Raw genomic sequence first — 22,753 nt, 5'->3', positions numbered from 1 at the left:
ATCGTCCGACCGGACGCATCCCCTTTATTCCTTCCGCCGGGCGCGTCCAGGTTCACGGATGGATGACGCGGCTGACGACTCGGGCGGCAAAAGGAAACGCGGAATGTTTGGTCAGCAGAAGTCAGCCAAGCTCGTTGACAGGCTCTTGGAGGCTCGGGCCTATTTCGACACGGATCGGCCGGTTGAGGGCTTCACATCCCTAAGTCAGTACGTGAAGGAGCAGGGAGATTCGGCTGCGGCCCTCATCACCGTCGGCGACTTGGCCCTGACCGCGCGACGCCCCGTCGAAGCGGGCCAGTTCTTCGCCCGGGCACTGTCCATCGAGCCCGCAAACGCTCTCCTTCTCGCCAAAATGGGCGACGTTGCCAAAGCTGAGGGCCGCCACTCCGACGCCCTGACCCTGTATATCCGGGCGCACAATCTGGACCCCCACAGCGAAAGCGGCGGGCGTGCCCATTCGATCTTGGCTGATGCGGACCGCCTGCTGGCAAATGAACTTCCCGACGGGGCGGTGCTGTTCTCGATCCAGGATTTGTTCGGCTATCTGAAGGCCCACCCGACGATGTCGGGCATCCAGAGGGTTCAAGCCGGCATCGCCGCCGACTGCATCGCCCAGAACCGGCCCAATACCCATTTTATTGTCAACGATCTGCACGGCAACATCGAGCGCAGCGTTTTTTGGAAGATCCGGCCAGACGATCTGGCCGACATGATTGCTTATGCCTCGGGCGCGAATGTTGACCACGCCCGTCTGCGAGAGAAGCTCGACCGCTGCGAGTCCAATGCCACTGCCGTCTATCCAGGCCACGGCACGACGATCATCCTGCTGGGTTGTTTCTGGAGCCACGGCAACACTGCCGACCGATTCATCGCGGCCAAACGCGCCGGCGCCCGCATCGGGGCCTATATCTACGACATCATCCCAATTTCTCACCCCGAGTTCTGCGACGCCGGCTTGGTGCGCGACTTCTCGCGCTCGGTGAGCGAGCTATGCCGGATTGTAGACTTCGTCCTGACCATCTCTGTCAGCACCAAGGACACCCTGCTGGAGTTCATGTCCAAGCGGAGCGACAGGACGTTCCCGGCCGCCGCCGTTCCTTTGGCGCACTCCTTGACCGCCCGCTCGCCCGGCAGCCAGTGGCCGGCCAAGCTCAACGCCCTGAAGGGCAGACACTACGTCGCCTACGTCTCGACGATCGAGGGGCGCAAGAACCACGCCTATGTCGTCAGCGCTTGGCGCCAATTAGCTCTCGAAGGGGTGGAGACACCGCACCTCATCTTCGTCGGTCGCCATGGCTGGCGCATCGACGGCCTGATGGACTTGCTCGACGGCACCGACAATCTGGACGGCAAGGTGCAGTTCGTTCACGATCTGACGGATTCCGAACTCAACGCTGTCTACGAGCACTGCCAGTTCACGGTCTTCACCAGCTATGTCGAAGGCTGGGGCCTGCCGGTGGGCGAAAGCCTGATGCACGGCAAGCCGTGCGTCGCCTCAAACAGCTCCTCCATTCCAGAGGTCGGCGGAGACTTCGTCGACTACGTCGATCCCCTTAATCTGCGCGAAGGGATCGAGACCTTCCGCAAGATGATCGTCGACGTCGACTATCTAGAGGCCCGTCGCCTCAACATCGTCGAGAATTTCGTCCCCCGCTCCTGGGAGGAAGTCACAGCCGACATGATGTCGCGCATCGCTGAATTCAGCCAGTCGCCCGTCACCCCCGTCGGCAGTGTCTCGATCCCGGAGGGCTATCTGTTTCAGCCAAGTTCTCTTATTGGCGGAGGCTTCTCCATCCAAGAGTATATGCATTCGCCGTTCCGCCTTCTAATCGCCGACCAGTTCTACGATCCGGAGAACCACGGAGCCTGGATGAAGGGCCGATTCAGTGAGATCGTCTTCAAGACCGACCTGCCACGAGATGAGGAGATCACCGTCTTCATCCAGATGCACTGCGCCCCGTGGCATGGCGAAACTGGGGTGACCATCTCTGTCGGTGGCGGCGATCCGAAGAAAGTATTTAAGGCCAGCACCGTATCGTTGGCGGGCGGACGAATGATCCGCCTGTTCGGCAAGGTCGGCGTCGATGGTCTGTGCAGCGTCTCCATCACCGTCGACGGCGTCTATGAGGTGCCGAGCGTCGACGTCCGGGACTTCGTCGTCGGCCTGAAGGCGCTGGGCTATACAGGCTCGTCCAACCTGCGCGCGCGCATGGACCTCCGCGACGCCATAGAGTTCGACACACTCTAGAATCCCACAGGGGCCTGCCAAGGCCTAGAGACGATCCATGGGCATCACCCGCATCCTGACCCACCAAGACCTGGCGGCGCTGCGCCGGAACCGGATATTCATGACTCCCGACGGCTCGGAGCGTCTGACCGTCGGCCAGGTCGTGTCGTTCAACCCCGAGGTCGTGCTCGAGAAATACACCGGGCTCTTCTCTGGCGTGATCTTCTGCAGCATGGGCGCCTTTTCCTACAGCTGGTCGCATCTTAACCCGCTGGACATGGATCTGAAGATCGGCCGCTACTGCTGCATCGCCGGAAATGTCACAGTGTTTCCCGGCAACCATCCCATGCAGTTCCTGACTACTTCCTCCTGGACCGGAGACATGGAGCTGGCGCCCTTTCGAGCCGCGATCAAGGATTTCGGCGATACGGGCTTCACGCCGCGTTACTCACCGGTTCCTCTTGCCCCCGCCCCGGCCATCGGCCACGACGTCTGGATCGGTCAGGACGCCACCTTGGCCCGGGGCATCACCCTGGGGCAGGGTTGCGCGGTCGGCACGGGTGCCGTGGTGACAAAATCGGTGCCGCCATATGCCGTGGTGGCAGGCAACCCCGCTCGCATCATCCGCATGCGCTTTCCCGACCCGACGATCGAGGCCTTGCTCGCCAGCGAATGGTGGCGCTACGCATTCCCGGACTTCGGCGCTATGCGTTTCGACGAGCCAGAGCGCTTCCTGGGAGAACTGGGCGAACGCGTCGCCGCCCGGACAATCAGGCCCTTCGAGAGCGGCATTGCGGTCACGGAACTGTTTTCCTCTCCGGCGGAGTCCGAAATGCCGCCCGCGCCCGCGCGCAAGAGCGCTAAGACCCGCGCTCTCAGCGCGCTCGGCCTGAAGAAACGGGTCTGAATCCCTTGGGGAACTATCCGTTTCAGGTCGGGTGCTAAAATGGTCGACGCGACAAAGATTGAACCTATGACCCCCTTGATGTCATCGTATTGCTATCTATGAGCCACACACTATGCGACCGCTTTCTAGGTCAAGTGGCGACTAGCCCGGCGTCTGCTCCCGACGTCACACCAGAACGCCCAGGTTACATATATTCAGAAGGAACAAGCCGGGCCCCATGTCCGGATGCTGAAACGCTTTGACGCCGGCGGGCATAGCCGGTTCTATGCTGCGGTTCAGTGACGGGGCTGCCAGGGGGCGGTCCCGGGGAATAGAACAGGGGTTCAGATGATCGATCGCCGTCTGCGGGACGTCAGCCTTGCGGCCTTGGCCTGCGCCGTCATGGCGCTCGGGGCCTGCGCCACCACCGGATCCGACGCGCCGGGCGCGGACGACACCGCACCGGCCGCAACGACGTCGAACAGGCCGAAAACCCTGGCCGTCGGCCTCGACGCCTCGGCCAATCCTGATCCCTTCCCCTCGACCTACCGGCCCCTGCCCTCGACCAACGCCGCCATCGTCGGGGCGACCGTCTTCGACGGCGCGGGCCGCAAGATCGAGAACGGGGTGGTGGTCATCACCGACGGCCGGGTCTCGGCCGTGGGCGGGGCCGAGACACCGGTGCCGGCGGGCTATACGGTCGTGGATGCGCGCGGCCGGTTCGTGACGCCGGGCGTGATCGACGTCCACTCCCACCTCGGCGTCTATCCCTCGCCGGGGGTGATGGGCATGAGCGACGGCAATGAGGCGACCAGTCCGAATACCGCCCAGGTCTGGGCCGAACATTCCATCTGGCCCCAGGACCCGGGCTTCAACACCGCCCGCGCCGGCGGGGTGACCACCCTGGGCATCCTGCCCGGCTCGGCCAATCTGTTCGGCGGACGCGGCGTGACGGTCAGGAACGTCCCCTCCCTGACCATGCAGGGGATGAAGTTCCCGGGCGCGCCGCACACGCTGAAGATGGCCTGCGGCGAGAACCCCAGCCGCGTCTACGGGTCGCGCAACCAGAGCCCGGCCACGGGCATGGGCAATGTGGCCGGCTACCGCGCCGCCTTCATCGCCGCCCGTGACTACAAGGCCAGATGGGACAAATGGCGCGAGACCGGTCAGGGCGACCCGCCGACGCGCAACCTCCAGAACGAAACCCTCGCCGGGGTGCTGGATGGCTCCATCCTGATCGAGAACCACTGCTACCGCGCGGACGAGATGGCGGTGATGCTCGATATCGCCAAAGAATTTGGCTACCGGATCACCACCTTCCACCACGCCATCGAGGCCTACAAACTGGCGCCCGCCCTGGCCGAGAACGGCGTCTGCGCCGCCATGTGGAGCGGCTGGTGGGGCTTCAAGATGGAGGGTCTGGACGCCATCGAGGCCAATGCCGCCCTGGTGGACGCCCCGGCCAATTCCTGCGCCGTGATCCATTCCGACGATCCGGAACTGACCCAGCGCCTCAATCAGGAGGCCGCCGTCGCCCTGGCCGCCGGTCGCGAGGCCGGGCTGAACATCCCGGAGGAGCGGGCTATCAGCTGGTTCACCCTGAACGCCGCCCGGGCCATCGGCATCGACAAGGAGACCGGCTCCCTGGAGGTCGGCAAACGCGCCGACATCGTGATCTGGAGCGCCAGCCCCCTTTCGGTCTATGCCCGCGCCGATCAGGTCTTCATCGACGGCGGCAAGGCCTTTGACCGGTTCGATCCCGCCTATCAGCCCACGTCCGACTTCGAACTGGGTCAGCCCGGCTACGGCCTGACCGCCGCCAACGTCGCCGAGGGAGCCCGCTGATGTCGCGCCAAATCTTCAAGGCCGCGACTGTCGCCGCCCTTCTCGCCTTCACCGCCGCGCCCGCCATGGCGCAGGATCTCGTGGCCATTGTCGGCGGCAAGGTGCTGACCGGATCATCCGTCATCGAGAACGGGACCGTCGTCATGCGTGACGGCCGCATCGTCTCGGTCGGAACCGGGGCGGCGCCGGCCGGCGCCCGGATCATCGACGCGACCGGCAAGACGGTTTCTCCGGGCCTGGTCGTGGTCGATGCCGGTCTCGGCGCGTCGGAGGTCTCTTCCGTCAATGGCTCCAACGACCTGTCCAACGGCTCCAACGCAATCAGCGCCTCCTTCGATGTCTCCTATGGTCTGGACCCCTGGTCCTTCACCCTGCCGGTGGCCCGTCTCGGCGGCATCACCCGGGCCGTGGTCGTGCCGGCCCATGCGGGCGGCGGCGGCGGCTTCTCGAGCCATCAGGACGACGGCGACCACGACTTCGCCGGCGTCGGCGGCGGCGGACTGCAGTCTCCCGGCCTGTTCGCGGGCCAGGCCGCCGTGGTCCATCTGGGCCAGGGCACGGACATTCTGGTCAAGGCCCGCGTGGCCATGGTCGCCCCCTTCGGCGAGGCCGGGGCCGGCATCGCCGGCGGGGCGCGCGGCGCCCAGTTCACCCAGTTCAGGGAGACCCTCGCCGAGGTCCGCCTGTATGCCCGCAACAAGGCCGCCTATGACCGGGCCGGCCTGCGCGATCTCAGCCTGTCGCGCGCCGATCTGGAGGCCCTGATCCCCGTGGCCGAGGGCCGCATGCCCCTGATCGTCACCGTCCACCGGGCGGCCGACATTCTTCAGGTGCTGCGCCTGGGTCAGGAGGAAGGCGTCAAACTGATTCTCGATGGCGCCGAGGAGGGCTGGCTGGTCGCCGGCCAGATCGCGGCGGCCAGGGTCCCGGTTCTGGTCAACGCCATCGCCAACCTGCCCAGTGATTTCGAGCGTCGCGCCGCCCGGATGGAGAATGCCGCCGCCCTGAACGCCGCCGGGGTGCTGATCGCCATCAAGGGCAATGAAGGCTCGGTCCACCGCGCCCGTGAGGCCCGCTACAACGCCGGCAATGCGGTCTCGCACGGCCTGCCGTACGCCGCCGCCATCGCCGCACTGACGGTCAATCCGGCTCGCATCTTCGGCGCCGAGGGCCAGTACGGACAGCTGACCGCCGGCGCGGCCGCCGACGTGGTGGTCTGGACCGGCGACCCGCTGGAGCCGCTCAGCCGCCCCGCCGCCATCTTCGTCAATGGCCGCGAACAGCCCCTGACCAGCCGCCAGACCGAACTGCGCGACCGCTATCTGAACGGCGGCCGCGGCGCCATGCCGGTGGCTTACGGGCAGTAGGGGGCAGGGATGAGGTTTGAGAGACGAGGTTCGAGGGACTAAGGGGGTATGGGGACAGCAGGCGAAAGGCCCTCGCCCCTTGCCCCTGATCCCTCAAACCTCGTGCCTCGAACCTCATCCCTTCATGACCGCCACCCGCCTTTTCATCGACGCCGACGCCTGCCCGGTGAAGGACGAGGTCTATCGTGTGGCCGAGCGCTATGGCCTCAAGGTCTTCGTGGTGTCCAACAGCTGGATCAACACCCGCCGCGACGCCTTCATCGAACAGGTGGTGGTGGACGCCGGCCCTGACGTGGCCGACGACTGGATCGCCGAACGGGCCGGACCGGGCGACGTGGTCATCACCTCGGACATTCCCCTGGCCGATCGCTGCCTGAAGGCCGGCGCCCAGGCGTTGAAATCTAACGGCCAGGCCTTCAGCCCGGACTCTATCGGCTCGGCCCTGGCCGGGCGGATGGTGGGAGAGCATATGCGGTCGATGGGGCTGCCCACGTCCGGCCCGCCGCCGTTCGGCCCGGCCGACCGGTCGCGCTTCCTGCAGGCGCTCGACACCGCCGTCGTCCGGGCGCGGAAGGTCGTGCGGTGATCATTCCGGAGAGCGAGCTGGAGTTCCGCTTCTTCCGCGCGGGCGGTCCCGGCGGCCAGAACGTCAACAAGGTCTCGACGGCGGTGCAGATGCGGTTCGACGCGCGCAACTCGCCGTCGTTGACCGAGCCCGTCCGGGCCCGGCTGATGAAGCTGGCGGGCAGTCGCCTGACCCTGGACGGAGTCATCCTGATCACCGCCGTCCGCTACCGCACCCAGGAGCGCAACCGGGCCGACGCCATCGAGCGGCTCCAGGGCCTGATCGACAAGGCCCTGATCGCCCCGACATACCGCGTGCCGACCCGACCGACCCGGGCGTCGAAGGAACGGCGGCTCGTGGCCAAGTCCAAACGCGGCGACATCAAATCGGGCCGGGGCAAGCCGGGCCTGGACTGAACCGGCTCAGGCGCCCGGAGCGGAGGCCGGACGGAACAGCAGGGCGATGATCCTGCCCTCGGCGTCCTGGGCGATGATCCATTGGGTGATCTGGTTTTCGAACCCGACCAGGAACAGGTCGGCGCCGTTCTCGACCCCGACATGGGCCATCGACTGCAGGGCGCCGAAACTCTGGATCAGCGGGGTAATGGCCGACGACTGTTCGCGAACCTTGCCCGCGAGGTCCTCGGACATGTCGCTGTAGTTGGGCGATCCGGCCTGCATCGCGGCAATGGTGGTCTTCAGCATCGCCTCGGCGGCGGCGGCGCGGACAGGATCGACCGGTTCGGCCCCGGCGGGAGGTCCGGTCGGGGCCGGCGGCGGCGGCGTCTGGGCGCGGGCCGCCGCCCGGGGCGGGTCAAAGGTATTGGGCAGACGGGCCGCCGCCGCCGGTTCCTGAACGGTCAGGGCCTCGGCCGCCAACGGCGTCGCCAGGGCGGCCATGAGCATCAGGGTCGACAGGGTGCGGGTCATCGGCGGTCTCCAGTCCGGGCCGCAGCCCGTCGGTCAGCCGTGGATGGCCGACCAAAGCGACAGAACAAGGGCGCCGATCGAGGCGCAGGTGGCGATGATGACACAAATCGCCAGCCAGCGCGGTGTTCCGTATGTCCGGACCACCACCGGCTCGGACCGGGGCGGATCCTGCACCAGCCGCGACACCGCCCGCGCCCCGCTGATCAGCTCCCGCACCGCATCCCGCACCTGGGCCCGGGGGCCGAGTTCGCGCAGGATCCAGCGTTCGACCACGGGCTGGGCGGCGGCCCACAGGTCGTGATCGGGGTTCAGCCGCCGGGCCACCCCCTCGACCGAGACCATGGTCTTCTGCAGCAGGATCAGCTCGGGCCTCAGATGCATATCGAACAGGGCGGTGATCTCGAACAGCTGGCCCAGCAGCCGGCCCATCGAGACCTTGGACGCCTGTTTCCCGATTACCGGCTCGCCGACCGCGCGCAGGGCCTGGGCGAAGGCGTCGACCGAATGGTTCGGCGGCACATAGCCGGCCTCGAAATGCACTCGTGCGATGCGCGGATAGTCGCGATTGAGGAAGCCCCACAGGATTTCGGCCAGATAGCGCCGCTCGCCCTCGCCCAGCCGGCCGACGATGCCGAAATCGACCGCCGTCAGTTCGGCCGGGGCCGAGGCGAACAGATTCCCCTCATGCAGGTCGGCATGGAACACCCCGTGGTCCAGGGCCTGGGACAGGAAGGCGCGCACGGCGTTGTCGGCCAGGGCGTCCTTGTCCAGCCCGGGCTGTTCGATACAGGCCGGATCGGTCATGGCGACCCCCTGGGCCCACTCCAGCGTCAGGACGCGCTTGCCGACCCCGTCCCAGACCACCGCGGGGGCACGCATATGCCCCCCGCCGTCGGCGACGGATTTCTCCATCACCTCCTTCATCTCGGAGGCGGCGGCGGCCTCCAGACGCAGATCCAGCTCCATCTGCATGGAGCGGGCCACGGTCTCTACGAACGCAGCCGGCTCCAGCCGCCGCGCAGCCGGCGCCAGACGGTCCACCCAGCGGGCGCCCAGACGCATGGAGTCCAGTCCCTGGGCCACCCGGCGTTCGACCCCGGGGCGCAGGACCTTGACCGCCACCTTGCGCCCGTCGGCCAGCCAGGCGGGGTGGGCCTGGGCCAGTGAGGCCGCCGCCACCGCCTCGCCGAAATCAACAAACAGACTCTCGGTCGATCGACCGAGCGAGCGCTGGATCTCGCGCCGCGCCTGTTCGATCGGGAAGGGCGGCAGACGGTCCTTCAACCGGCCCAGATCGGTGGCGAACTCGGCGCCGAAGATGTCGGCCCGGGTGGCCAGCACCTGACCCAGTTTGATCGCCACGGGCCCCAGATGTTCGAAGGCCCGGCCCAGTCTCTGGCCCGGGCGCCCGTCGCGGCCTTCCCGACCGGCGAACAGGTGCAGAAAATGCGCGATCGGCCGGGCCCAGCCGGGCAGCAGGGGCGTGATCTCGCGCGGCGCCAGGGCGTCATGCCGCGCCAGAACGAACAGCCAGCCCAGCAGCCGCCAGGCCGCACCGATCGGGTCACGGACGGGAACGGCCTTCGGCGGTTCCGGCGCGGTCCGGTATGTCCGCGCGCGCGACGTCTGGAGGTCGGTCAGATCGCCCACCCGAAATGGATCGCCGCCACGCCGCCCGACAGGTTCGTCACCGTCACATTGCGGAAACCGGCGGCCTCGATCAGCCCCTTGAAGGCCGCCTGGTCCGGGAAGCGACGGATGCTCTCGACCAGATACTGATAACTGTCGCGGTCCTTCGCCACCCACTGGCCGATGGCCGGAATGGCGTTGAACGACCAGGCGTCATAGGCCTTGCGAATGACCCCGGTGGTCGGGCGCGAGAACTCCAGACACAGGAACCGGCCGCCGGGCTTCAGCACGCGCCGCGCCTCGGCCAGGGCCTGATCGATATGGGCCACGTTGCGGATGCCGAAACTGATCGAATAGGCGTCGACCGAGGCGTCGGGCAGGGGCAGGTTCATGGCGTCCCCGACCGACCAGCTGACCTCGGGCTCGCCCGTCCCCTTCTCATTGTCCTTGTGCAGCCCGGCCAGCACCATCTCGGCATTATAGTCCATGACGATGACCGAGGCGTCGGCGCCGCCCCGCCGTTCCTGCGCCCGACGCGCCATCCGGGCATAGCGCCGCGCCATGTCGCCGGTGCCGCCGGCGACATCGAGAATGATCTCGCCCGGACGCGGGTTCAGCTTCGCCGCCGCCGCGTCCTTCCACAGCCGGTGGACGCCCGCGCTCATCAGGTCGTTCATCAGGTCATAGTTGGACGCCACGCTGTCGAACACGCCGCGCACCAGCTGCACCTTCTCACGATCGTCCACGTCGCGGAAACCGAAGGAGGAGGCGTGGGCCTCGGGCCGGGAATGGGGAGCGGCGGATGTCATGTCCGGGGTTTAGCCCCTCTGGCGCGCCGCGTCACCGGGGGCGATGGCCGCATCCTTGTGGCCGCCTCCCGTTCGCGCTACGCCGGACCCCCAGGGAGATCGCCTCATGACGCAAGCTGTTGTTGACGTTGCGGAAACGCTCAAAGCCCTGCCGCTCTGGAGCGTCGCGCCCGGCGAGCGGCCCGCGATTCTGCGCAAGCTGGCGTTCGCCGATTTCAACGCCGCCTTCGGCTTCATGACCCGGGTCGCCCTGATGGCCGACCGGATGGATCATCACCCCGAATGGTCGAACGTCTACAATCGCGTCGAGGTTCTGCTGACGACGCATGACGCCGGCGGCGTCACCGCACTGGATATCAAGATGGCCCGTTTCATCGACGAGGCCGCACAAACCCTGGGAGGGACATGATGGCGGGAAGACTGAACGGAAAAGCCGCCCTGATCACCGGCGCGGCCGGCGGTCTGGGCGAGGCGATGGCGCACCGCATGGCGGGCGAGGGAGCGAAACTGGCCCTGACCGACATCGACGGCGGCCGTGTCGAGGCCCTGGCCGCCGCCGTCAACGCCCGCCATCCCGGCGCCGCCTTCGCCTTCGCCCATGACGTGGCCTCGGAGGATCAATGGACCGCCGTCATTGCGGCCGCGGTCGAGGCCATGGGCAGCCTGTCGGTGCTGGTCAACAACGCCGGTGTCGGCGGCCCCCTGGCCTTCGTCGAGGACGACACGGCCGAGAACTGGCAACGTCAGTACGAGATCAATCTGCGCTCGGTGATGTTCGGCTGCAAATACGCCATGCCCCATCTTCGGGCCGCGGCGCCGGCTTCCATCATCAACATCTCGTCGATCGCGGGCCTTGCCGGGGCGCCCGGCATGGGCGCCTACAACGCCACCAAGGCGGGCGTCTGGATGTACACCAAGACCATTGCCCTGGAGGCCGCCAAACAGGACTGGAACGTCCGGGTCAACTCGGTCCATCCGGTCTTCATCAAGACCGCCATCCTCGATCCCTTCGTGGCCATGGCCCACGGCGATGAGGCCAAGGCCCACGAGCGGCTGGCGCGCGGCATTCCCCTGAAACGCATCGGAGAGCCCGATGATGTCGCCTGGGCCGTGATCTATCTGGCCTCGGACGAGTCGAAATTCGTCACGGGATCCGAGTTCAAGATCGACGGCGGCATGACCGCGCAATGATCGCCTTGATACGTCGTCACCCTCGGGCTTGACCCGAGGGCCGGACAATCAACCGCTCGCGCGCGGATATCGACGCACAGATCGCGCAACACCCGATCCTTGGGTCAAGCCCGAGGATGACGGAGGTGATTGTCTCTCATTTGGGTTCCATCACCAGACAGGTCGAGGTGGCCGTGGCGTAGAGCGTCCCGTCTGTCCCGCGTAGTTCAGCTTGGGAGAAGGCCGCCCTGCGCCCCATCTGCACAATGGTCCCGACGGCCTGAACCGGGATGTCCGCCTTCAGCGCCTTGTGGAAGACGGTCTTCAGCTCCAGCGTCGTATAGTTCCAGCCGGGCTTGAGCATTGTGTGGACCGCACAGCCGCACGCCGAGTCCAGCAGGGTCGCCATCCAGCCGCCATGAACCGTACCGAGGGGATTATAGACGGCCCGGGTCGGCAGGCCGTCGAATACGACCCGGCCCTCCTTGATCTCCACCAGTTCGAAGCCGACGGTTCGGGCGATGGGCGCCATGGGCGTGCGCCCTTCGAGGCCCAACCGAAGCTGCTCGAGTCCCGACAATGTGGCAAAGTCGAGCGTCAGGGCGCCAGTGGGAGCGGTGTCGGCCATGGTCAATCCTTGGGAACAGTCAGTTCACATTAAGGACGGACTCAATTTTGGCAAGCGATGCCGAAGGCGCCCGGGCCTAGAGACCCGGCAGTTTCACGCCGCGCGCGCGGGGCTGGATGACAATGCCCTGACGGCCGGTCAGGGCCTCCAGCCGGGCGGCCTCGCTGGCCGGGTCGATGACCAGCGGCCCGGCGGCCGTCTGGGTCGTGGTCGCGCCCTGGCTGGCCGCATCGTCGCGGCGCCAGAACAGGATGCGGTTGGCCCAGCTTTCTTCCTTGTGCGCCAGACCGCCGAACTCGTCGTCCACGACATAGCGGGCCAGGGGATCAGCGCGATCGGCGCCGGCGGCGGCGGCCAGGGCCTGTTCGCCGGGGGTGCGCGTGATCGACTGGCGCTGGCCCAGCAGGATCTGGCGGGCGGCGCTTTCGGGGGCCAGCTCCTGCGGACGCGGCTGGCCCGGGTTCGGCGGACGCAGGCCGTATTCCGGCGGAACGCTGAGCGGCGCCGAGGCCACGGTCACGAACTCGTCGGGCACGACCTTGGTCAGGCCGATCGCCTGACGGGTGCTCTGGCAGGCGCCGAGCGAAAGGGCCGAGACGGCCGCGACGGCGAGAAGGGCGGGGCGAAGACGCATCGGGAAACTCGACTCCGGCGGCGCCTGACGAAGGCGCGCCCAGGGAAACGGGATCTGAAACCTGTTCAGATGATACTCTGAAAGCGGGTGATTACGACTTTTCGTGGGCCGCGCCAACCGCGCCGGCCTTCCGTTCGGACAGCAGGCTGTCCAGGATCAGCAGAACCACGCCCACGCTGATGGCGCTGTCGGCGACATTGAACACCCACGGAAACACGCCGGTGCCGCCGAAATCGAGGAAATCCACCACATAGCCGAAACGGATCCGGTCGATGGCGTTGCCGATCGCCCCGCCGATGACGAGGCCGATGGCCGTGACCAGCAGTCGACGGTCCGCCTTGGTGGCCCACCAGGCCAGGCCCGCCGCCACCACCACGGAAAACACGCTCAGGAACCAGCGGGCGCCGCCGTCGCCGAACAGGCCGAAACTGACGCCCTGGTTGCGGACCATGGTCAGGTCGAACACGCCGGGAAGGACCTCGGCGAACCGATAGCCCGCCGGAATGTCGCGGATCGAGTCGAACGGGGCCATCGCGGCCACGCCGGCCTTGGTCAGCTGGTCGAAAACGATGATGACCAGGGCGAAGCCATAGGCGGCCCACGCCATGCGGGGAATGGCCATGCGGGGGATTTGGGTGCGGTTCGTCATGCGGCGGTCTCGTTAGCAGTCCCGGACCGTCTCGCGAACCCCCCTCAGGGTTGGGCGGCCGCCGCCAGATCCACCGGCAGGGTCTGGCTGGCCAGCAGTCGCTGCATCGTCGCCCAGTGATCCGGACCCTGCCCCTCGACCCAGGCCTGCACCAGATCCCGGCCCAGGCCGTAGTTGATGATGTAGGAGCGGTATGTGTCGATGAACCGCAGCCGCTGCGCCGCCTTGTCGATCGGCGTCAGACTGTAGGTCGACAGGCGGGTGATCGTCTCCTCTCGCCCGACCCGACCGGCCAGCCAGTCGTCGGCGATGGTGTATTCCGCCCGCGCCAGCTGCCGCATCAGCCCGAGAAGCTCGGCCTTGCGCACCACATCGGCGGGCGCCAGACCCGCCATCGGCATCAGCACGTCCCGCTCGAAGACCTGGGCCTCGTCGCCCGGAAAGGCCAGGTCTATGCCATAGTTGGCGCTGCCCTCGGCGATCAGGGACATGGGCGAGAACAGCGGATAGACGCTCATCTCCATCCAGCCCTTCTCCCGCACAAAGGTCTGTTCCAGCAGGGCGTTGTAGACGTGGTGGCCGGGATAGCCCTCGTGGCACCCCAGATCGATCGCCCGTTCCGTATAGATCGGGAAGTCGGCATTGATCTCGATCTTCGAGGCCGCCCCGCCGAGGTAGTAGTTATAGCCCGACCAGGGCTTGTCCCCGACCAGGGTCAGGGTGAAGCGCTCGCTCGCCGGCAGGGCGATATGGCGCACCGTCCGCGCCCGGCATTCGGCCATCGCGGCGTGCATCACCGGCTCCAGCCGGTCCCTTGGAATGACAAAGGCCTGCCGGAAGGCGGTCACCCGATCCAGCAGGGATCCGGGTCCGGGCACCAGGGCGTCGATGCGCGCCAGCACGGCGTCATAGTCGGACAGGGGTTTCAGCTCCGGCCGGATGCCGAACAGGGCCTCGGCCTCGTCGGCGAACGCCATGGTCTCACCCGACAGCATCCCGAGTCGCGCCGAGGCTGCGGCCAGATGGGCCGCCAGATAGCGGCCCCTCTGCACCGAGGCCGCGTCCATGCCCTCCGCCTCGAGCACCGCCAGCCGCACCGTCAGCGCCGCCGCCCGCTCGGCCAGTTGCGGCAGGTCCCCCGGCGCCGCCTTCGCCGCCGCCTGCCACTCGGCCGGCCCATAGTAGGCGTCGACATAGCCGGGCTCGCGCTCGCCGATCTCCAGCGTCAGGGCGACATAGTCGCGGGCGATGGCGTCCAGCGTGTCGGCCTGCGCCCCCCCGGGCGACAGGACTGGAGGCGGCGCGACCAGATCCGGCGCGAGGCCCGCCCCCGTCCCCGCCGTACAGCTCGCCAGCATCAAGCCAAGGCACAACAGCAGACGGCGCATGGGCTCTTCTCACAGGCTTCAGGAGCCGCCACGCTATCCTGCGGCCGTCCCCCCTGTCACGCCCGTCGTGCCGGCCCGGCCGCGCGTCTGGCTCGCCCGACACGATCCTGACGCTCGTTTGGGGATTGAGACCGGCCCCGGCCTGCTGTATGGCCCTTCGTCCGGCGCATCGCGCCCGGACGCACCCGTAGCTCAGCTGGATAGAGTACTGCCCTCCGAAGGCAGGGGTCAGAGGTTCGAATCCTCTCGGGTGCGCCATTTTCCTCCCTGCATATCCGTCATTGACGCACAGCCTCCGCCTCGGTGCTGGCCGTGCGCGCGGTTGGGCGGTAATCATGGCGGCATGACCTCACTGCGCTGGAAATGGCCGGGCCGGCGCAAGCGGGCGTCGGACGCCGTGCTCGACGATCCGCCGTCGGCGCTGGAGATCGATCCGGCCGAAACGTCCCTGAGGGGTCTGCTGTCGGAAATCGAGACGGTCGCCTGCGCCGTCTATGTCCGCCACGGCCTGCCCGATGCGCCGGGGCAATACGCCCGATCGGCGAAGGCCGGCCAATGGCGCTACCTGGCTGACAATCTGACGGCCGAGGAGCGGTGGGCCCTGATCCTGGCGCAAAAGCCCGGCTCGGGATGGCGGTTCGCGTCGTTGCCGGACCTCGGAGACCAGGGCGACAGTCCTGCGGAGCTTCGGCAGGCCTCGCGCGTCCTGAGGGCCTGCCACGACCTGCGCGCCCGCCTGACACAGGGCGTATCGCCGGACGCGGCACTGGAGATGGCGATTCGCCTGGGCGCCGACTGGCGTCAGCTTGAATCCGGGTCGGTCCCGCCGAAACCGGCCGCGAAAAAGCGCACCCGCTCCCGCCCGAAAGCCCCGCCCGAGCCTTGAGGGCGGCCACAAGCCGGCCTTTGCGGCTCCCACAATGCCTCATCGTCCCGGGCAGCGGCGGTTGACGTCATGTCGTCGGTCACGACACCCCTCTTGACCCGCGTCCTCGAATGCCGATCAAGGGCGGAGCCCCCGGGCGCCGCCCGCCGCACCGTTTCCCTTCAGAAAGCCGCTCCATGTCCTCCGGATTGATCGCCCTCATCGACGATGTGGCCGCTATCGCCAAGCTGGCGGCGGCTTCGCTGGACGACATGGGCGCGGCCGCCGGCAAGGCGGGCTCCAAGGCCGTGGGGGTGGTGGTCGACGACGCCGCGGTCACCCCGCGCTATGTCACGGGCCTCAGTCCCCAGCGCGAACTGCCGATCATCGGCAGAATCGCCCTCGGGTCCCTGCGCAACAAATTCCTGATCCTGCTGCCGGCGGCCCTGCTGCTGACCAGTTTCGCCCCCTGGATCATCACGCCGCTGCTGATGTGCGGCGGGGCCTATCTGGCCTTCGAGGGCGCCGAAAAGCTGATGGCGGCCTTCGGCATGGGGCATCACGGCCCCGAGGTCGAGGCCGGGCCGGTCGATGAGGATCCCGCCCATATCGAGAAGACCACCGTCGCCGGCGCGGTCCGCACCGACCTGATCCTCTCGGCCGAGATCATGGCCATCGCCCTGGCCGACGTCGCCGGCGAGCCCCTGCTGACCCAGGCCGTCGTGCTCGCCATCGTCGGCCTCGCCATCACCATCGGCGTCTACGGCGTCGTCGCCCTGATCGTGAAGATGGACGACATCGGCCTGCACCTGGCGCAGGGCCGGCATGCTGCGCTCAAGGGGCTGGGCCGGGGTCTGGTCAAGGCCATGCCCGTGGTCATGTCGGGACTGACCGTGATCGGGACGGCGGCCATGTTGTGGGTCGGGGGCGGCATCCTGGTCCACGGCGCGCATGAACTGGGCCTGCACTGGCCGTCGGAGCCGATCGAACATATGGCCCATGCCGTGGGCGCCGCCCTGCCGCTGGGCGGCGTCGCCGCCTGGCTGGTCACGGCCCTGGCCTCCGCCATCGTCGGCGGGCTGATCGGGGCGCTGATCGCCGGCGTCGTCTCTCTGGCGGGCAAATTGCGCGGCAAACCCGCTGTTCACTGAAGCGAAATCGGCCGGGACGGGCGCGGTCCTGCCCCGCTTTCCCCGGCCTTGCGGCGACGGCGCAGGAATTCGGCGAAAAACCCTTCGGCTCCGCTTGGTGGCGGAGGCCGACGCAGGCGACAGTGACGCCATGCTGGTTCAGATCTTCAACGGCCGCGGGCGCCGGGCCCGGATGCTTCGCCCGTCACGCGGCGGCTGGGCGTTTCGCCTGTTCATGCACTGGTTCGCCGGCCGTCGCTGACGGCGCCGGCCCCTGCGCGGTTCAGCCCTCTGAAAGCCGGGCCTCCCCGCTCACCCCGGCTCGCCCACCAGGGTAAAGGGCGCCCAGAAGGCCGGATGGCGCCAGTCGCGATTGCCCCGCACGGCCCGCATGCCGTGTTGCAGGGCGCGGGCCCGATCGCCGATGTCCGCTCCCGGATTGTCGAGGGCGGCGAAGGTGTCGGAGATCAGCTCGGTGGTCGCCGCATCCGACACCTCCCAGTGCGACACCAGCACCGACCGCGCCCCGGCGTAGAAGAAGGCCCGGGCCAGGCCTGACAACCCCTCGCCCCCCGGCCGGCCGTCAGACGCCGCCGTGTTGCAGGCGGACAGGACCACAAACTCGGCGTCCAGCCTCAGCTGCGCCGCCTCGGAGGCGCTCAGATAGCCGTCGTCGGCCTCGGTCGCCTCCTCCGGCGGGGTCAGGACCAGGCCGGGTTCGGCGAAGGAGGATCCGGCCATCAGGCCGTGGGTGGAGAAGACCACGAACCGGGCCTGCGACAGGGCCGCCGAGTCCGGGCCGCGCACAGCCGTCTCGGTCGCCGCCGCCCCCGTCCGGACCAGGGCCGAGGGGTAGCGCAGTTTCAGGGCGTCCAGCTCCTTCTTGGATCCGGGCAGATACGGCAGGGCCTTCAGCTTGGCGACGTCGGCCAGCTGCCCCTCGCCGGCGATGGACTCCGCCGAGGGCGCGCCGCGCGAGCCCGACTGCGGGGCGCCGGTCAGGATCGGGGCGCCGAAGGCGGCCATGCTGAAGCGTCGGTCGGCGTCCGCAGAGGCCCGCGCCGGGGCGGGGCCGCCGGCCCGGGGCGGACAGCCTGGGCTCCGGTGGCGCGCCTCGACCACCAGATAGCAGCGCAGCGATTTCAGGCTCGACACCGACGGCAGGGTGGCCAGGGCATAGCGGTCGATCAGCCAGGGCACGTCGTCCAGCGCATTCGGGGCTGTGTCCGCGCCTGCGGGCGGCGCCGTCGCCAGAACCGCCAGCGGCAGGCTGGTCAGGGCGCCCGTCGTCACCGTGATCAGGGTGGTCTTGCCCTCGAACACCACCTCGACCGGCTTGATCAGTTCGGCATACAGCCGCCAGGCCCCCGCGCGATCAAAGGCGGGGGTCGGGCGGCCGGTCAGCAGGGCCGGGTCCATCCAGTCCTCATCCTCGGGGCCGCTGCGCGCGCCGGCGGTGGTCAGGGAGGCCCGCAGCGCCTCGACGGCGCGGGTCACCTCCGCCTCGGTCAGACCCTCGGCCCGCGCCCACTCGATCCGGTCCTTCGACACGCCCCAGACATAGGTGGCCTCGGGGTTGACCAGAACCAGCAACAGGCCTTCACCGGGTTTGAGCAGGCCCTGGGTTTCGGCCACCGACAGGGCCCGGGGACTGGTCAGTTCGGAATAGGCGGGGAAACGCGACTCGATGTCGGCGTCGACGATCTTCAGCCGGTCGACCACCGCCTCATAGTCAGTGCGCACGTCGGTCCGGCGCGTCCGCCCGTCGGCGTCGGCGGCCGCATACAGCCGCTCCAGCTCCCGTTCCAGGGTGTCGCGTCGGCCGATCAGGGTCTCGCGCTCCTCGGCCAGCCGCCCCAGGGCGTCGTCGCCCTGGGCGAACCGCGCCGACACCTTGGCCAGGGCGTCGGCGGCGTCGGAGGCGATCGCCCATTGCGCCGCCTCAAAGGCTTCGGCGCGCAGGGACGCAGGCGTATCGGCCGGCGCCGGACCGGGAGCGCCCGGACTTTGGGCAAACGTCGACCCGGCTATCGCCAGGGCGGCGGCCAGTCCCGTCAGTCCCGAAATCAGGCGCGTCACGGCGTCTCCCTCTCCCGCCCTGTGGTCGGACGTATCAGTTGCTCAGAATCTGCACCTTGGTCCAGACCGAACCGCGATTGACGATATCAATCCGGATCTTGCCCGGCCGGACCCGCGCCACGGTGCAGACCGGATAGTGGTCGCCTTGGCCGTCCTGGCAGATCAGGGCGCCGGCGGCGTCGCGGACCGACAGGTCGATGTTGGTGTCGCCGTCGCCGATGGCCGCGACCCGCAGCACCTCGCCGGTGCGCGCCTCCAGCTCGAAGCCGTACGTCTCGCGCGCCTTGATCTCGCGCACCGTGAAGATCGGGCCGCGTCCGAACGGCGACGAGCGGACGCCGCGCGTGGTGTTTCTTACCCGGGCGATGGCGTCCAGAACGCCCTGGTTGCCCGCCGCCAGCCCCTCGGCCTCGGTCAGCAGGGCGTCCGGCGTCAGAAAGGCGTCACCCGCCGCCTCGGTGGAGGGTCGCAGCGGAGCCTCGGCCAGCATCCGGGAGGCCATGATCAACGGCCCGGGCTCGCCCCGGCGGCGGCCCCAGTCGGCCAGGCGGGCGGCGGTGACGATCTGGGTGATGGCCTCGGCCTCGGGCGAGGCCGCGGCGGAATCCGCAGGACCGGGCGTCGCCTGCGACGCAGCGGCGCAGGCTCCGGCGGTCACGGCCAGCAACGCGCCGACCGACGCCATCCAGCGCCCCGCACGTCTGATTCCGTTCCGCTTCACCCGCCGTCTCCCCATCCGCCGGACGCATCGCACCGCCTCACCCGCCATGCAGCGGGAGGCGAACGCTTGAGGTCCGGAGGACCATTGTGACCGGCCCGGCCGAAAGCGCAAACTGACCGAACGTGACTCAACGGCGCCGTCGGATCAGAGGGCGGCGGCGCTCAGGATGCGACGATCGGCGCGCGCCTGGACCAGCACGGCCACCCCCTCGCCTGCCGGAGCCCGGTCCGGCAGGGCATAGAGGGCCGGCCGGCCGGACCAGGGCCCGAGTTTTCTCAGGCTGCGCACCACATTGACGTGCCGCACCGACTGGCCGCGATTGTCGCCGAGATTGACCGTCACGGTCTGGGCCCCGGGCGTATAGGTTACGGCCCAGACATCGGCGCCCCCCGCCGGTACCCGGCCCGAACCGACCCCGACCCGATCGCCGGTCTCACGGAACTCGATGTCGGGCGGAGAACGCCGATCGGCAGCGGCGGCGTCCACCGCCTCCTGCACCGCCGGCCCGACCCCGCCCGGAATCTGGCGCCGCCCGTCGATCACCACCTGCGGCGTATAGACGTTGCGCAGCCGCATCGCCGTCCGATAGGCGTTCTGGCGCTGGGCGAACTCCGGGCGGGCGAAGGTGTCAGGCCAGCCCAGATAGTCCCAGTAGTCGACCGCATAGGTCAGGGCGATCACCCCGGGTTCTTCCGACAGGGTCTCGATCACCCGGTTGGCCTCGGGACAGCCCGGACAGCCCTGGGCGGTGAACAGCTCGACCACGACCGGCTCACGGGCCGGAACGGCCCGGGGCGCCGCATGCGGACGCGACGGCTGCGCCGCCAGACTGACCGGGCCGGCCAGCAGGATCGCCGCCGCGCCGGGAATGAACAGACCCCTGAACCTCATACGCCGGACCCTAGCGCCGCCGGCCGAGCGCCGCCCGTCATATCTGCGTGAGAATCGCCGATCCGGGGCTGCCGGCTGACCGCGCCACGGCGGTCAGCCCTGAGCATCAGGCTCAGACAGCGAGGCTCCGCCAGCTGCGGCGTTGGCGCCCCCGCCCCTCAATCCATCAGCTGCTGCATCAGATAGGTGTAGTGGCGGGCCCAGCGACGGGCGTTGGCGACCGGATCGGCGTCGTTGGAATGTCCGCCGGCCGTCTCCTCATAGTACAGCCGGTCATAGCCCATCGCGCCCAGCCGGGCGGCGAACTTCCTCGCATGGCCCGGATGCACCCGGTCGTCCCGGGTGTTGGTGGTGATATACATACGCGGGTAGTTCGCCCCCTCGCGCAGGTTCTGGTAGCCGGAATAGCGGGCGATGAAGGCCGCCTCGGCAGGGATGCGCGGGTCGCCGTATTCGCCGATCCAGGAGGCGCCGGCCGGCAGGTCCGGATAGCGCAGCATGTCCACCAGAGGGCTTTCGATCACCACCGCCCGGAACAGCTCCGGATGCTGGGTCACCGACACCGAGGTCAGCACCCCGCCGTTCGACCGGCCATAGATGCCCAGACGCCGGGCCGAGGCGATGCCGCGTTCGTTCAGGTCGCGGGCCACGGCGGCGAAGTCGTCAAACGCCCGCTGGCGGTTTTCCTTCAGCGCCGCCTGGTGCCAGGCCGGGCCGAACTCGCCGCCGCCGCGGATATTGGCCACCACATAGGCCCCGCCCTTCTCCAGCCACAGCTTGCCCAGTTCGGGTTTGTAGGCGGGCGGGAAACCGATCTGGAAGCCGCCGTAGCCGAACATCAGGGTCGGGGTCGATCCGTCCATCGGCGCCGCCGCCGGCCGTACGACGAAATAGGGAACCTTCGTTCCGTCCGCCGAGGTCGCCTCGAACTGCTCCACCACATGGGTGGCGGCGTCGAACCGCGAGGGGGCGGTCCTGACCACATGGGCGCTGTTGGCCCGCAGGTCGACCAGGGCCAGGGTGGAGGGCGTCAGAAAGCCCTCGAAATTATAGAACAGCCGGCCTGACTTGCGGCTGGCAGAGCCCAGATGGACAGCGGCGTTCCCGGCGGCGGGCAGGACCGTCCGCACCCAGGGCGAGGAGCCGTTGGAGGTGAAGGCCACGATATGGCCGACGACATTGTCATAGACGGTCGCCGCCACCCGGTCGTCGAACACCCGGACCTCGTCGATCGACTGGCGGGCGGTCGGGCTGACGATCACATCGGCCTCGGTCGACAGACGGATGTCGCCGTTCGGGCTGCGGGGACGCAGGGTGTTCAGACTGACCGCCATCAGCGACCCGGCCCGCCGCTCGCCATTGCCGTACAAGAGTCCCGTGCGGGTCCAGGCCTCGTCGAGGGTGAAGACCAGACGCCCCCCCATGACGCCGTGAATGGAGACACGCTCGGGGATGGCCAGCCTGACCAGACGTGTCCCGTCCAGCCACCAGGTCTCGCTGCGGAAGGTATCCAGCGGACGGGTGAAGATCACCGCCTGCACCGCCCCGTTTCCATCGCGATAGACGCCCGGGCTCACGCCATAGCCGCCGTCGGCCGCCGCGCCCCGGAAAAGCTCGACCGCCGCCTCCAACGTCGCGCCGCGCTTCAGCGCCTTGACGATATAGGGGTAGCCGGACTCGGTCAGGCTTCCGGCCCCGAAGTCGGTGGCGACCAGCAGGGTGTCGCGATCCAGCCATTCGATCCGGTGCTTGCCCTCGGGCAGGACGAAGCCGCCGTCCACGAACTGTTTCATGGTCGTGTCGAACTCGCGCACCACGACCGCGTCCTTGCCGCCGTCGGACAGATTGATCAGGCAGCGGGTCTCGTCGGGGGCCAGACAGTCGGCGCCCTTGAACACCCAGTCCCGCCCTTCCGCCTTCGACAGGGCGTCGATGTCCAGCAGGGTCTCCCAGTCCGGCGTCGCGGACCGATAGCTGTCCAGGGTCGTGCGCCGCCAGACGCCCTTCGGATTGGCCGCGTCCTGCCAGAAATTACCGATGCCGTCACCGAGGAAGCTGGGCCCCGGGATCCGGTCCGTCGCCGTCAGGATGGCCTCCGCCTCAACCCGCAGCCCTTCGTAGCGGGGGTCGCCGGTCAGGGCCTTGAGACTCTTCTCGTTCTCGGCGGCGACAAAGGCCATCGCCTCGGCGCCCTCGACCTGTTCCAGCACCAGGTGGTCGTCGGCGGCCCGCACCCCGGCCGGCGACAGGTCCGTCGGCATATGCGGCGGGGTGGTCTGGGCCAGGGCGGTGGAGGCCATCAGGCTGAGGGCGGCGCTCACGATCAGGGACTTCATGGTCA

At 68.5% G+C, this 22,753-nt stretch carries 21 protein-coding genes and 1 tRNA gene; 11 read left to right on the top strand and 11 right to left on the bottom strand.

Going from position 1 to position 22,753, the window contains the following annotated elements; translation table 11 throughout:
• Positions 1–103 precede the first annotated feature (103 nt).
• The 6 genes from ACW17W_RS01115 (at position 104) to arfB (ending at position 7,306) form a co-directional block, all read left to right on the top strand.
• A complete protein-coding gene (locus tag ACW17W_RS01115) occupies positions 104–2,248 on the top strand; it encodes a glycosyltransferase (protein WP_492078531.1) in 2,145 nt (714 codons plus the stop codon).
• A gap of 37 nt (positions 2,249–2,285) precedes the next feature.
• Entirely contained in the window at positions 2,286–3,134 is an 849-nt protein-coding gene (locus ACW17W_RS01110; RefSeq protein WP_492078529.1) for a CatB-related O-acetyltransferase, read from the top strand.
• 327 nt (positions 3,135–3,461) lie between these two features.
• Positions 3,462–4,958: an amidohydrolase gene (locus ACW17W_RS01105; protein ID WP_492078527.1), complete on the top strand. Its 1,497-nt coding sequence runs from the start codon at positions 3,462–3,464 to the stop codon at positions 4,956–4,958.
• Positions 4,958–6,325 carry an amidohydrolase family protein gene (locus ACW17W_RS01100; protein ID WP_492078525.1) on the top strand — a complete coding sequence of 456 codons (1,368 nt, stop codon included), beginning with the start codon at positions 4,958–4,960 and terminating at the stop codon, positions 6,323–6,325. The genes ACW17W_RS01105 and ACW17W_RS01100 overlap by 1 nt, the downstream gene beginning before the upstream one ends.
• 124 nt (positions 6,326–6,449) lie before the next feature.
• Entirely contained in the window at positions 6,450–6,911 is a 462-nt protein-coding gene (locus ACW17W_RS01095) for a YaiI/YqxD family protein (RefSeq protein WP_492078523.1), read from the top strand.
• The gene (gene arfB / locus ACW17W_RS01090; protein WP_492078521.1) at positions 6,908–7,306 is read left to right on the top strand and encodes an alternative ribosome rescue aminoacyl-tRNA hydrolase ArfB; all 399 of its coding nucleotides are present in this window, start codon (positions 6,908–6,910) and stop codon (positions 7,304–7,306) included. The genes ACW17W_RS01095 and arfB overlap by 4 nt, the downstream gene beginning before the upstream one ends.
• A gap of 6 nt (positions 7,307–7,312) precedes the next feature.
• Here the strand turns inward: arfB and ACW17W_RS01085 are convergent, their stop codons facing one another.
• The 3 genes from ACW17W_RS01085 to ACW17W_RS01075 are packed head-to-tail and all read right to left on the bottom strand — an operon-like array spanning position 7,313 to position 10,257.
• The gene (locus ACW17W_RS01085; protein ID WP_492078519.1) at positions 7,313–7,819 is read right to left on the bottom strand and encodes a hypothetical protein; all 507 of its coding nucleotides are present in this window, start codon (positions 7,817–7,819) and stop codon (positions 7,313–7,315) included.
• Between the two features lie 33 nt (positions 7,820–7,852).
• Positions 7,853–9,469 carry a 2-polyprenylphenol 6-hydroxylase gene (ubiB, locus tag ACW17W_RS01080; RefSeq protein WP_492078517.1) on the bottom strand — a complete coding sequence of 539 codons (1,617 nt, stop codon included), beginning with the start codon at positions 9,467–9,469 and terminating at the stop codon, positions 7,853–7,855.
• The gene (locus tag ACW17W_RS01075) at positions 9,457–10,257 is read right to left on the bottom strand and encodes a class I SAM-dependent methyltransferase (RefSeq protein ID WP_492078515.1); all 801 of its coding nucleotides are present in this window, start codon (positions 10,255–10,257) and stop codon (positions 9,457–9,459) included. The genes ubiB and ACW17W_RS01075 overlap by 13 nt, the downstream gene beginning before the upstream one ends.
• 106 nt (positions 10,258–10,363) lie before the next feature.
• On the opposite strand from ACW17W_RS01075, the gene ACW17W_RS01070 reads away from it, so the two are divergent.
• On the top strand, positions 10,364–10,666 hold the full coding sequence (locus ACW17W_RS01070) for a 4a-hydroxytetrahydrobiopterin dehydratase (RefSeq protein ID WP_492078514.1): 303 nt from the start codon (positions 10,364–10,366) through the stop codon (positions 10,664–10,666).
• Positions 10,663–11,448 (top strand): SDR family oxidoreductase, encoded by a 786-nt coding sequence (locus tag ACW17W_RS01065; protein WP_492078512.1) that lies wholly within the window; start codon positions 10,663–10,665, stop codon positions 11,446–11,448. Before ACW17W_RS01070 ends, ACW17W_RS01065 begins: the two co-directional genes overlap by 4 nt.
• A gap of 136 nt (positions 11,449–11,584) precedes the next feature.
• On the opposite strand, the gene ACW17W_RS01060 is transcribed toward ACW17W_RS01065, so the two are convergent.
• The 4 genes from ACW17W_RS01060 to ACW17W_RS01045 form a co-directional block, all read right to left on the bottom strand.
• Entirely contained in the window at positions 11,585–12,055 is a 471-nt protein-coding gene (locus tag ACW17W_RS01060) for a PaaI family thioesterase (protein WP_492078510.1), read from the bottom strand.
• A 76-nt stretch (positions 12,056–12,131) separates the two neighbouring features.
• Positions 12,132–12,689, bottom strand: a complete 558-nt coding sequence (locus ACW17W_RS01055) for a DUF3035 domain-containing protein (protein ID WP_492078509.1) — start codon at positions 12,687–12,689, stop codon at positions 12,132–12,134.
• A gap of 91 nt (positions 12,690–12,780) precedes the next feature.
• Positions 12,781–13,311 carry a signal peptidase II gene (gene lspA, locus ACW17W_RS01050; protein ID WP_492080351.1) on the bottom strand — a complete coding sequence of 177 codons (531 nt, stop codon included), beginning with the start codon at positions 13,309–13,311 and terminating at the stop codon, positions 12,781–12,783.
• Between the two features lie 71 nt (positions 13,312–13,382).
• Complete coding sequence (locus ACW17W_RS01045; protein WP_492078507.1) at positions 13,383–14,726, bottom strand: hypothetical protein; 1,344 nt, start codon at positions 14,724–14,726, stop codon at positions 13,383–13,385.
• Positions 14,727–14,907: 181 nt separating this feature from the next.
• On the opposite strand from ACW17W_RS01045, the gene ACW17W_RS01040 reads away from it, so the two are divergent.
• The 3 genes from ACW17W_RS01040 (at position 14,908) to ACW17W_RS01030 (ending at position 16,742) form a co-directional block, all read left to right on the top strand.
• Positions 14,908–14,984 (top strand) — tRNA-Arg (locus tag ACW17W_RS01040).
• An 85-nt stretch (positions 14,985–15,069) separates the two neighbouring features.
• A complete protein-coding gene (locus ACW17W_RS01035; RefSeq protein ID WP_492078505.1) occupies positions 15,070–15,612 on the top strand; it encodes a hypothetical protein in 543 nt (180 codons plus the stop codon).
• Positions 15,613–15,788: 176 nt separating this feature from the next.
• Positions 15,789–16,742, top strand: coding sequence for a DUF808 domain-containing protein (locus ACW17W_RS01030; RefSeq protein ID WP_492078503.1), 954 nt, complete (start codon positions 15,789–15,791; stop codon positions 16,740–16,742).
• 291 nt (positions 16,743–17,033) lie between these two features.
• Here the strand turns inward: ACW17W_RS01030 and ACW17W_RS01025 are convergent, their stop codons facing one another.
• The 4 genes from ACW17W_RS01025 to ACW17W_RS01010 all read right to left on the bottom strand — a co-directional run bounded on the left by ACW17W_RS01025 (position 17,034) and on the right by ACW17W_RS01010 (position 22,748).
• Positions 17,034–18,800 (bottom strand): CHAT domain-containing protein, encoded by a 1,767-nt coding sequence (locus ACW17W_RS01025; protein ID WP_492078501.1) that lies wholly within the window; start codon positions 18,798–18,800, stop codon positions 17,034–17,036.
• A gap of 34 nt (positions 18,801–18,834) precedes the next feature.
• Entirely contained in the window at positions 18,835–19,485 is a 651-nt protein-coding gene (locus tag ACW17W_RS01020; RefSeq protein ID WP_492078499.1) for a hypothetical protein, read from the bottom strand.
• 180 nt (positions 19,486–19,665) lie between these two features.
• Complete coding sequence (locus tag ACW17W_RS01015; RefSeq protein ID WP_492078497.1) at positions 19,666–20,412, bottom strand: DUF1223 domain-containing protein; 747 nt, start codon at positions 20,410–20,412, stop codon at positions 19,666–19,668.
• A gap of 158 nt (positions 20,413–20,570) precedes the next feature.
• Positions 20,571–22,748 carry a prolyl oligopeptidase family serine peptidase gene (locus ACW17W_RS01010; protein ID WP_492078495.1) on the bottom strand — a complete coding sequence of 726 codons (2,178 nt, stop codon included), beginning with the start codon at positions 22,746–22,748 and terminating at the stop codon, positions 20,571–20,573.
• Positions 22,749–22,753: the final 5 nt, after the last annotated feature.

This window comes from Brevundimonas sp. FV1ye29L (assembly GCF_058681095.1).
Note: the sequence above shows the minus strand (reverse complement) of the source record. Positions and strands in the feature narration are given on the sequence as shown.

Bases quoted from the DNA above. Each gene is read 5' to 3' on its own strand.
- ACW17W_RS01115 (WP_492078531.1), top strand. From the start codon at position 104: ATGTTTGGTCAGCAGAAGTCAGCCAAGCTCGTTGACAGGCTCTTGGAG.
- ACW17W_RS01110 (WP_492078529.1), top strand. From the start codon at position 2,286: ATGGGCATCACCCGCATCCTGACCCACCAAGACCTGGCGGCGCTGCGC.
- ACW17W_RS01105 (WP_492078527.1), top strand. From the start codon at position 3,462: ATGATCGATCGCCGTCTGCGGGACGTCAGCCTTGCGGCCTTGGCCTGC.
- ACW17W_RS01100 (WP_492078525.1), top strand. From the start codon at position 4,958: ATGTCGCGCCAAATCTTCAAGGCCGCGACTGTCGCCGCCCTTCTCGCC.
- ACW17W_RS01095 (WP_492078523.1), top strand. From the start codon at position 6,450: ATGACCGCCACCCGCCTTTTCATCGACGCCGACGCCTGCCCGGTGAAG.
- ACW17W_RS01085 (WP_492078519.1), bottom strand. From the start codon at position 7,819: ATGACCCGCACCCTGTCGACCCTGATGCTCATGGCCGCCCTGGCGACG.
- ACW17W_RS01075 (WP_492078515.1), bottom strand. From the start codon at position 10,257: ATGACATCCGCCGCTCCCCATTCCCGGCCCGAGGCCCACGCCTCCTCC.
- ACW17W_RS01070 (WP_492078514.1), top strand. From the start codon at position 10,364: ATGACGCAAGCTGTTGTTGACGTTGCGGAAACGCTCAAAGCCCTGCCG.
- ACW17W_RS01065 (WP_492078512.1), top strand. From the start codon at position 10,663: ATGATGGCGGGAAGACTGAACGGAAAAGCCGCCCTGATCACCGGCGCG.
- ACW17W_RS01060 (WP_492078510.1), bottom strand. From the start codon at position 12,055: ATGGCCGACACCGCTCCCACTGGCGCCCTGACGCTCGACTTTGCCACA.
- ACW17W_RS01055 (WP_492078509.1), bottom strand. From the start codon at position 12,689: ATGCGTCTTCGCCCCGCCCTTCTCGCCGTCGCGGCCGTCTCGGCCCTT.
- lspA (WP_492080351.1), bottom strand. From the start codon at position 13,311: ATGGCCATTCCCCGCATGGCGTGGGCCGCCTATGGCTTCGCCCTGGTC.
- ACW17W_RS01045 (WP_492078507.1), bottom strand. From the start codon at position 14,726: ATGCGCCGTCTGCTGTTGTGCCTTGGCTTGATGCTGGCGAGCTGTACG.
- ACW17W_RS01035 (WP_492078505.1), top strand. From the start codon at position 15,070: ATGACCTCACTGCGCTGGAAATGGCCGGGCCGGCGCAAGCGGGCGTCG.
- ACW17W_RS01030 (WP_492078503.1), top strand. From the start codon at position 15,789: ATGTCCTCCGGATTGATCGCCCTCATCGACGATGTGGCCGCTATCGCC.
- ACW17W_RS01020 (WP_492078499.1), bottom strand. From the start codon at position 19,485: ATGGCGTCGGTCGGCGCGTTGCTGGCCGTGACCGCCGGAGCCTGCGCC.
- ACW17W_RS01015 (WP_492078497.1), bottom strand. From the start codon at position 20,412: ATGAGGTTCAGGGGTCTGTTCATTCCCGGCGCGGCGGCGATCCTGCTG.
- ACW17W_RS01010 (WP_492078495.1), bottom strand. From the start codon at position 22,748: ATGAAGTCCCTGATCGTGAGCGCCGCCCTCAGCCTGATGGCCTCCACC.